We start from the raw sequence: 9,665 nt of genomic DNA, 5'->3' as shown, positions 1-9,665 counted from the left end.
GCGGCCCCCCCTCCCTTTTAAACTCCGACATCCGCGGGGGGGGCGGGGGGGGGGGCCCCCCCCCGGGCCCCACGTCGTTCAGATCCGCCGATCTGTGCCGGTCATCCGGTCAGGCGGCCGTACGGCCACCGACCAGACGCGGCATGAACCGGAAGCCGATGCCACCGGCGATCATCGTCGCGGCACCGAGCAGCAGGAACGTGGTCTCGCCCGCACCGGTCTCGGCGAGCTCGTCCTTGGCCTTGCCCTGCTCGACCGGCTTCGAGCTGACGTTGTCGGTGTCGGTGTTGTCCGGGCAGCTGGCGCCGTCGAGCGAGACGGTGCAGGTGCCGCCGGTACCACCGGTGCTGGAGCCGCCGGTGCTGGAGCCGCCCGTGGCGGTGGAGCCGCCGGTGGAGGACCCGCCGGTGGTGCTGCCGCCGGTGGCGGTGGTGCCGCCGGTGCTCGTGCTGCCACCGGTGGACGTGCTGCCACCGGTGGACGTGGAGCCGCCCGTGCCGGCGGTGCCACCGGTCGAGCTGGAGCCGCCGGTGGTGCTGCTGCCGCCCGTGGTGCTGCTGCCGCCCGTGGACGACGAACCACCGGTGGACGAGGAGCCGCCCGTGGAGGACGAACCGCCGGTGGTGGTGGTCGAGCCGCCGGTCGACGACGACCCACCCGTGCTGCTGCCGCCCGTGGACGAGGAACCGCCCGTGGACGACGAGCCGCCCGTGCCGCCACCGATGTCGGCGCCGCCGATACCACCGGTCGACGACGTCGAACCGCCGGTGGACGAGCTGCCACCGGTGGACGAGGAGCCGCCCGTGGAGGACGAACCGCCGGTGGACGAGCCACCCGTCGACGACGTGTCACCCGTGGTGCTGCTGCCGCCCGTGGAGGACGAACCGCCGGTGGACGACGAGCCGCCGGTGTCGGCGCCGCCGATGCCACCGACCGTGCCGGTGCCGCCGTCCGCCTCACCGTCGACGCCGAGACCGACGTCCACACCGCTCTTGTCGACCTCGGCCTTGGCGCTGATACCGCCGATGTTGACATCGACACCGGCGGCCTGGGCCGCGCCCGCGGCGGTCAGGGACGCGCCTGCCGCGATCACCGCGCCCGCGGCTATCCGTGCAACGCGGACCCGCGTCATTTTGGTCATCTGCTTGCTACCCCCAGTAGCTAATTCGTCATGGAGCAGCGCCCGGGGGCCGCGGGACCGGGAGATCCGTTTCCGTCGCCCCCGTCACACGCGCCCCGGAAATACGCATGCCGCGCGTCACCTTTCCGCACTCTTAAGAATCGCGTCAAGGCCGTTGCGTACGGAATGCCTGGATTAGGGCGACTTGCCCGTCGTACGGGATTGCGACTGTGACGTAAAAAGGGAACTGCCGCTCAACGAACGGCAGTTCCCTTGTCGACAAAGCCCCGAAAAGGCCGTCGGTTACTTCTCCTGCTGCTTGCGCCAGCGAATTCCCGCTTCCAGGAAACCGTCGATCTCGCCGTCGAGCACCGCCTGCGGATTGCCGACCTCGAACTCGGTGCGCAGGTCCTTGACCATCTGGTACGGGTGCAGGACGTACGAACGCATCTGGTTGCCCCAGGAGCTGCCGCCGTCCTTCAGGGCGTCCATCCTGGCCCGCTCCTCCTGGCGCTGACGCTCAAGGAGCTTGGCCTGGAGGACGTTCATGGCGCTCGCCTTGTTCTGGATCTGGGAGCGCTCGTTCTGGCAGGAGACGACGATGCCGGTCGGGAGGTGGGTGATCCGGACCGCGGAGTCGGTGGTGTTGACGCCCTGGCCACCGGGGCCGGAGGCGCGGTACACGTCCACGCGCAGCTCCGACTCGTCGATCTCGACGTGGTCGGACGACTCGACGACCGGCAGGACCTCGACGCCCGCGAACGACGTCTGGCGGCGGCCCTGGTTGTCGAAGGGCGAGATGCGCACCAGGCGGTGCGTGCCCTGCTCGACGGAGAGCGTGCCGTACGCGTACGGCACCTTGACGACGAAGGTGGTCGACTTGATGCCGGCCTCTTCCGCGTACGACGTCTCGTAGACCTCGGTCGAGTAGCCGTGGCGCTCGGCCCAGCGCAGATACATGCGCTGGAGGCGCTCGGCGAAGTCCGAGGCGTCGACGCCGCCGGCCTCGGCGCGGATGTTGACCAGCGCCTCGCGCTCGTCGTACTCGCCGGACAGGAGCGTACGGACCTCCATCTCGTCCAGCGCCTTGCGCACGGAGACCAGCTCGGTCTCCGCCTCCGCGAGGGTGTCCGCGTCGTCCATCTCCTCGGCGAGCTCGAAGAGCACACTGAGGTCGTCGATCCGGCTGCGCAGCGCCTCGGTCTTGCGGACCTCTGCCTGGAGGTGCGAAAGCTTGCTCGTGATCTTCTGGGCCGCGTCCGGGTCGTCCCACAGGGACGGCGCGGCTGCCTGCTCCTCAAGCACGGCGATATCTGCCCTCAGCTTGTCGAGGTCCAGGACGGCCTCGATCGACCCCATGGTCGAGGAGAGGGACTTCAGCTCTTCGGATACATCGACGACTGCCACGGGTCCAGCGTAACGGCTGCGCGCAAGGACGTTTCCCCCGCGGTCTGCCACGGGCGGACGGGCCCGCGCCTACGGGACCACCGGGACCGAGTGCTTGGAGTCCTGCGGCGGTTTGTCCTTGCCGTCGCCGCCTCCGCTCGTCGCCAGCCAGCCGCCGACCGCCACGGCCGCCGTCAGGGCGACCGCCGAGGCGCCCAGGACCAGTCGGCGCTTGCGGACCTGGTCCGCGCGGTGGCGGGCCGAGCCGGGGCGGGGGGCGCCCGCCGGGCGGGGGGCGCGGGCCGTGCCCAGGGGGCCGCCTGCCAACTCGTCGGGGGCGGGGACGCGCATGCTGGTGTGGGTGTCGCGGTTGGAGTCCAGGGGGGCGCCCGGCACCAGGGGCACCGCGCCCCGGCGGGGCCTGCCGGAGGAAGGCGCGGGCTCCTCGTACACCGGCTCCTCGGGCTCCTCGGCGTCCGGCTCGTCCACATCAAGCGGCGGCATCCCCGCCACCAGCGGCAGCAGCTCGCGCAGGCGGGCGGAGAGCTCCGAGGCGCGCAGGCGGGAGGCCGGGGCCTTGGCGAGGCACTGGACGACCAGCTGCCAGAGCTCGTCGGGGATGCCGGGCAGTGGCACCACGGTCTCGGTGACGTGGCGGCGCAGGACCGCGCCGGGGTGGCCGCCGCCGAAGGGCGTGAAGCCCGCCAGAAGCTCGTAGAGGACCGTCGCCAGGGCGTAGATGTCCACCGCCGCCCTGGGCGGGAGGCCCTCGACGATCTCGGGAGCCAGATAGTCGGGCGTGCCGATGATGCGGGTGGCCTTGGTACGGCGCGGGGTGTCGATCAGCTTCGCCACGCCGAAGTCGGTGAGGAGCGCGGGGTGCGAGCCGCCGGGGCCGAGCCGGCCCTGCATGTCCAGGAGGATGTTCTCGGGCTTGACGTCCCGGTGCACGACTTGGGCCGCGTGCGCGGCGGCCAGGCCGTCGGCCACGTCCGCGACGATCGCCACCGCCGCCTCGGGGGCGAGCCGGCGCTCGCGGTCGAGCCGGGTGCGTACGTCCGTACCCCGCACCAGGTCCATGACCAGGGCGAGGTCGTTGCCGTCGACGACGAGGTCGCGTACGCCCACGACGTGCGGGTGGTCGAGGCCGAGCAGCGCCGTGCGCTCCTGGACGAAGCGGCCGACCAGCTCCTGGTCGGCGGCGAGGTCCTCGCGCAGCAGCTTGATGGCGACGGGCCCGTCCGGCCCCTCGCCTAGCCACACCGTGCCGGCGCTGCCCCGCCCCAGAATCTGGTGGGCGGTGTACCGGCTGCCGATATTCCGTGCCAAGACTGCTCCCTCAGCGGCTGGCTGTGCACGCCGAGGCTACGCGGCCGGGAGGCCAACCTTCACTTCCGAGGGGGAAATCACCCCTTGGAAGTCGACAAATCCACGAAGTCGGCGTGGCGCGCGCCTCAGTTGCCGCCGAGTTTGCCGATCCAGCCCGACACCTTGTCGACGGCGTCGCCGATCGCCTGCCAGTAGCTCTTGCCCTCGGCCACCCAGTCCTGGAGCGGGGTCAGCTCCCAGATCAGCCAGCCCGCCACGAACAGCAGGACGAGGGTGAACAGGCAGCCCTTGAGGCAGCCGAGGCCCGGGATCCGCATCGGGTTGGCGTTGCGGCGGCGCGGCTCGCGGGGCGCGGGGGCCTGCGGCTGCTGCGGCTGGGGCGCCTGCGGCGGGGCGTACTGCTGGCGCTGCTGATGCTGGGGCGGCGGCGCGTACTGCTGGTGCTGTGGGGGCTGCGCGTACGGCTGGGGCTGTGGGGGCTGCGCGTACGGCTGGGGCTGCTGCGGCTGCCGGTACTGCTGAGGCTGGGGCTGCTGCTGCGGGGCGTACTGCTGGGGGCGCTGCGGAGGCCGCTGCTGCTGCTGAGGCTGGGGCTGCTGCGACTGGCGGTGCGGGCGGCGGCGCAGCGGGTCCTGTTCCGGGTCCAGGTACTGGACCTGCGTCTGCTCGTTGCGGTCGCGGGCCGCCTGGAGCTGGGACTGCCAGGGGTGCGGCTGCTCGGGCTGCTGCGGGTCCAGGCCCTGCTGGCCGAACTGGTTCTGGCCCTGCGGCACCGGCGGCATCACGGCCGTCGGGTCGGCCGCGCCCCGGCTGGGCAGGACGGCGGTCGGGTCCGCCGCCCCGGACGTGTTCGGCAGATACGAGGTCGCCGCATTCGGGTCGTACGAACCCGCGTTGCTCGGCAGCACCTGGGTCGGGTCGGCCGCGCCGGGCGTCTCGGGGACGGGCGCGGGCGCCGGGTCGGGCGCGAGCAGCGCGCCGACGCCGTCGGCCGCCTCGACCTGGGCCGGGGTGGAGTGCACCCCGATGCCGTCGGCCACGACGCGCAGGGCGCGCGCGAGGTTCTCGGCGCTCGGCCGCTCGTCCGGGTTCTTGCGCAGACAGCGCTCCATGACCGTCCACAGCGGGCCGGGGACGGTGGTGGGGCGGCGCGGCTCCTCGCTCAGGTGCCGGTGCAGCACCTCCAGAGCGGTCCCGCCCGCGAACGGCGGACGCCCGGTGACCAGCTCGTAGATCAGGATTCCGGCGCCGTAGATGTCGACGGCGGAGGTCTGCGGGCGCCCCTCGGCGGACTCCGGCGCCACGTACGCGGGCGTGCCCACGAACTCGTGCGTACGGGTCAGGCCCGGGGAGTCCGCGAGGCGCGCGATACCGAAGTCGGTGAGCATCGGGCGCATGGCGCCGCCGCGCTCGTCGAGCAGGACGTTGGCGGGCTTCAGATCGCGGTGGACGACGCCGTCGGCGTGGCTGGCGGCGAGCGCGTCGGCGATCTGCGCGGTGAGCAGGGACGCGGCGACCGGGGTGAGCGGGCCGTTCTCGCGCAGATAGCGGTGCAGGTCCGGGCCGTCGATCAGGTCCATGACCAGGGCGAGGAGATCGCCCTCGACGACGAGGTCGCGGGTGCGCACGATGTTGGGGTGCGTCAGGCGCAGCAGCACCGACCGCTCGCGCAGGAACCGCATCACGACGTCGGCGTCGTTGGCCAGCTCCTCCTTGAGGACCTTGATCGCCACGGTCTCGCCGGGCTGGCCGGTCACGGCCGCCTCGGCACCCGCCGCCTCCCGCTGGCTCGCGCGCCAGACGGTGCCCGTGGCACCGCGTCCGAGCGGCTCCTCAAGCAAGTACTTGCTGCCTACCGGCCGCACGTCATGCGCTCCCTGCTGGTCTGGCTGGTTCCGGGTCTCTTCGGGTGTCCCCGAACCGCCCACTGTAGTGCCGCCGACTGTCACGACGGCTGTGCGACGACTGTGGCGGCGCGGGCCCGCACGCTCCGGGCGTTCGAAGGGAAGACGCCACCTTCGTACGGAAGGTTGCCGAACGGCCGTGCCGAAGCAGGGTGAGCGATTCCAACGAGGTGTGCAACCAGCCACTTTGCGGCCACATTTGCGTCTAGAGCCGACCATTCAAGATCACTTGGAGGTGGGGGGCGGGCGTGTTGTCAGTGGCAGGTGCGAGGATGCCCTCAGCACGACATGTGTGCCTGGTGGGGGGAATCACAAGGGCCTTCCCTCCGTGCCCGGCACCCCCGCGCAGAAGGGACCGCCGAGGCGATGCAGATCCGGCTGACCGTCCTCGCGCCGCGCAGCGGCCACGCTGCGGCGCGCGCCTGCGACGTGCTCGTGACCGCGCCCGCCGGGACCGCGCTCGCGGCCGTCGCCTCGGGCCTCGCCACGGCCGCGTCCGGCTCCGAGGTCTCCAGTGCGGTGGTGCTCTACGCGGGCCGGGAGCGGCTCGATCCCCAGCGCCGCGTGCTCGGCGAGCCACCGCTGGTGGACGGGGCGGTGCTGTCCCTGTCGTCCCCGGCCGACTCGTCCTCGTACGCCTACGAGGAGCACGAGGAAGCGGCCCAGGCCCGGCTGTGTGTCGTCGCGGGGCCGGACGCGGGCGGGGTCCATCTGCTGCACGGCGGCCAGATCCGCGTCGGCCGCTCGGCGGACGCGGACGTTCCGCTGGACGACCCGGATGTGTCCCGGCTGCACTGCGCGGTCACGGTGGGCGAGGGCGGCCGGGTGTCGGTGGCCGACCTGGGCTCGACGAACGGCACGCGCGTGGACGGCGCCCCGGTCGGCCCGCACCCGGTGCGCCTGCCGGTGGGCGCGCTGCTGCGCCTCGGGGAGTCCGCCCTGCGGCTGAGCACCGGCGCCCCGCCCCCGCAGCCGCTGCTTACGGCGCCGGACGGGGAGGGGCACGTCCGGGTGACCCCGGCCGCCTCGCCCCCGCAGCCGCCGTCGGGGCCGTTGGCGCACGGGGAGGGCGCCCCGGCTGAAGCGCCGGCCCCGCACGGCGCGGAGACCGCCCGGGTGCCGTCCCCGCGCGCGTCGAGCGACCCGGGCCCCGCCGGACACGGCCCGACGACCCACGGCACGGGGAGCGCGCCCGCGCCCGGGGGCCATGTCCCGGGCGGCCCGGCGGAGGGCGGCGGGCGCCCGCACGGGCAGGGCGGGCAGCCCGGCGACGAAGGTTTCGGACAGGGGCGTACGGAAGGTGGGTACGGCACGTACGGCGGCGTCTCCGGGCCGCAGGGCGGAAGCGGTCAGGCAGGCGGTCAGGCAGGCGGTCGGGCTCATGTGCCCGGCGCGCGGGGCGAGGGCTCCGAGGTCCACGGGCCCGGGGCGGGCAATGACCATCAGGCCTACGCGGCGGGGCCCGGCGGGGACGACCAGGCGTACGGCGCCGGAGAGGGCGCCGGCGCTCAGGCGTACGGCCCCGGTGCGAGTCGGCGGGTCGGGACGCCTCCGCGCGGGACCCGGCTGCCCGAAGACGTCGAGCACGCGCGCGTGGACGACGGTTCGCCGTCCCGGCGGCGCGGCGGGATCGGGGCCTGGGCACGGCGGCTGACCGGAGGGCGCGGGGAGGATGTGTACGAACCGGCGCCCGCCGAGCCCGCGGCCGTGGTGCCCGGCGCCCCGCCCGCGCCGGAGCGGTGGCCCGACCCCGCCGCGCTGCTGCTGACCGCGCTGGGGCCCGGGCCGCGGCTGTGGGAGCGCCGCCCCGGGCACCCGGAGGAGCTGGCGATCCGGGTCGGGACGGCGGACCGGGGCGAGCTCGCGGCCGTGCCGGTCACCGTGGGGCTGCGGGAAGCCGGCTCGCTCGGGCTCGCCGGGCCCCGCGCCCGGCTGAACGGCCTGGCGAGGGCGGTCGTGGCCCAGCTCGCGGCGCTGCACGCGCCGGCCGACCTGGAGATCGTCCTCATCAGTACGGAGCGCGGCCGCAGCCTCCAGGTCCGTACCGCGGAGTGGGGCTGGCTCGGCTGGCTCCCGCATGTGCGCCCCGGGCACGGCCAGAACTGCCGGCTGCTCCTCGCGTACGACCGTGAGCAGGCCACGGCCCGTACGACCGAGCTGGTCCGGCGCCTGGACGACAGCCCGCTGGGGCCGGGCTGGGCATCCGCCGACGCGGCGGCCGTGGCCGACGCGACCCGCCGCTACTCGGGTCCGTACACGGTGGTGATCGTCGACGGTGACCCCGGCTCGTCCGTGCTGCGCGAGACGACGGCCCGGCTCGCGTCCGCCGGGGGCGCGGCGGGCATCCATCTGCTCTGTCTCGCCGAGACACCGGCCGCCTCGCCGGTGTCGCCGGTGGAGGCGACGTACGAGTCGGCGTGCGCGGTCTCGCTCCCCTTCCGCGAGTGCGGGGCGGCGGCTCTGCTGAGCGGGGACGTGGCCACGGCGCTGCGGCTGCTGCGCACGGCGGGCGGCCGCCCGGCCGGGCACGGCACGCTGGCAGTGGTGGACGCGGTGTCGGTGGCGTGGGCGGAACGGTTCGCGCGGGCGCTGGCGCCGCTGCGGGCGGGCGACGGGACCACCGCGCCCGGGCGGCCACCGGTGGCCCTGCCCCGCTCGTCCCGGCTGCTCGACGAGCTGGGCCTGGCCCGGGCCACCCCCGCGTCCCTGATGGCGCGCTGGGAGTCGGCGCCGGACGGCGCGGTGGTGCTCGGCACCGGACCGCGCGGCCCGGTCGGCGTCGGCCTCGCCTCCGACGGGCCGCATCTGCTGATCGAGGGACCGGCGGGCAGCGGGCGTACGGAGCTGCTGCGAGGGGTCGCCGCGTCGCTGGCGGCGGGGGCGCGGCCGGACCGGCTGTCCCTCGTACTGGTCGACGGGGCGGGCGGGGAGCGCGGCGAGGGCCTGCGCGCCTGCACCGAACTCCCCCATGTCTCCACCCACTTGGTGGCCTCGGACCCGGTCCGCATGCGGGAGTTCGCGCAGGCTCTGGGAGCGGAGCTGAAGCGGCGGGCGGAGCTGCTGGGGGACCTGGGGTTCGCGGAATGGGCGGCCCGCCAGTCGCAGGAGGTGGCGGAGCGGATGGTCGGGCCGCGGTCGCCGGCCGCCGGTGAGCAGGGCGGGGACCAGCGGGGCGAGGCGGACGCGCCGTCCACCACCAGCACGCTACGGCTGCGGCCGCTGGGGCGTACGCGTACGGAGGCGGGGCCGCCGCCCCTCGCGCGTCTCGTCGTCCTGGTGGACGACCTCGACGCCCTGGTCGCACCGGCGCTCGGCAGCCCCGGGCGGCCCGCCGCGGGGTCCGTGGTGCGCGCGCTTGAGGCGGTGGCGCGGGACGGGGAGCGGCTGGGGGTCCACCTGGTCGCCACGTCGGCCCGCCCGGACCGCACGGCGGACACGGAGCTTGCGCGAGGGATACGGAACGTGGTGCGGCTCGACGCGCCGCCGGTCGTGCCGTCGCCCGAGGAGCCGTCGCCGGGGCGGGGACGGCTGTTCGGTGCGGACGGTTCGGTGACGCCGTTCCAGGGCGGGCGGGTCACGGGCCGCATACCCCGGACGGCGACGCTTCGTCCGACGGTGGTCCCCTTGGAGTGGGAGCGGATGGGGGATCCGCCGGCTCGGCGGCCGGTACGGGAGCTGGGGAACGGGCCTACGGATCTGGCGTTGCTGGCCAGTGCGCTGGAGAGGGCGGGGCGGGTGGTGCACGCGGCCGCGCCAACGGGTCTTTGAGCCCCACCCCGCCCCTTCACCCAAACCCTCCGGGGGTGGGTTGGGGTTGAGGTGGGTTCCCCGGGGGCCGCGCCCCCGGACCTCCGTTGCGGGGCCTGCGGCCCCTGCACCCCGCTTTCGGGGCTCCGCCCCGGACCCCGCTCCTCAAACGCCGGAGG

General features: G+C 74.7%; 5 protein-coding genes. 1 reads left to right on the top strand and 4 read right to left on the bottom strand.

Annotated features, from left to right (window positions below):
• Nucleotides 1–109: 109 nt before the first annotated feature.
• The 4 genes from ACFWA7_RS30455 to ACFWA7_RS30440 form a co-directional block, all read right to left on the bottom strand.
• Nucleotides 110–1,141 (bottom strand): hypothetical protein, encoded by a 1,032-nt coding sequence (locus tag ACFWA7_RS30455; RefSeq protein WP_385538756.1) that lies wholly within the window; start codon nt 1,139–1,141, stop codon nt 110–112.
• Between the two features lie 282 nt (nt 1,142–1,423).
• Nucleotides 1,424–2,527, bottom strand: a complete 1,104-nt coding sequence (gene prfB, locus ACFWA7_RS30450; RefSeq protein WP_385538758.1) for a peptide chain release factor 2 — start codon at nt 2,525–2,527, stop codon at nt 1,424–1,426.
• A 69-nt stretch (nt 2,528–2,596) separates the two neighbouring features.
• Complete coding sequence (locus ACFWA7_RS30445) at nt 2,597–3,835, bottom strand: serine/threonine-protein kinase (RefSeq protein WP_385538760.1); 1,239 nt, start codon at nt 3,833–3,835, stop codon at nt 2,597–2,599.
• A gap of 125 nt (nt 3,836–3,960) precedes the next feature.
• Nucleotides 3,961–5,700 (bottom strand): serine/threonine-protein kinase, encoded by a 1,740-nt coding sequence (locus ACFWA7_RS30440; RefSeq protein WP_385826302.1) that lies wholly within the window; start codon nt 5,698–5,700, stop codon nt 3,961–3,963.
• A gap of 405 nt (nt 5,701–6,105) precedes the next feature.
• On the opposite strand from ACFWA7_RS30440, the gene ACFWA7_RS30435 reads away from it, so the two are divergent.
• The gene (locus tag ACFWA7_RS30435; RefSeq protein ID WP_385826299.1) at nt 6,106–9,507 is read left to right on the top strand and encodes an FtsK/SpoIIIE domain-containing protein; all 3,402 of its coding nucleotides are present in this window, start codon (nt 6,106–6,108) and stop codon (nt 9,505–9,507) included.
• The last annotated feature ends 158 nt before the right edge of the window (nt 9,508–9,665 follow it).

Origin of the sequence: Streptomyces sp. NPDC059994 (genome assembly GCF_042737755.1) — a bacterium.
Classification (GTDB): Bacteria; Actinomycetota; Actinomycetes; order Streptomycetales; family Streptomycetaceae; genus Streptomyces.
Note: the sequence above shows the minus strand (reverse complement) of the source record. Positions and strands in the feature narration are given on the sequence as shown.

Coding starts and splice junctions, on each gene's coding strand:
- ACFWA7_RS30455 (WP_385538756.1), bottom strand. CDS start 1,141: ATGACCAAAATGACGCGGGTCCGCGTTGCACGGATAGCCGCGGGCGCG.
- ACFWA7_RS30435 (WP_385826299.1), top strand. CDS start 6,106: ATGCAGATCCGGCTGACCGTCCTCGCGCCGCGCAGCGGCCACGCTGCG.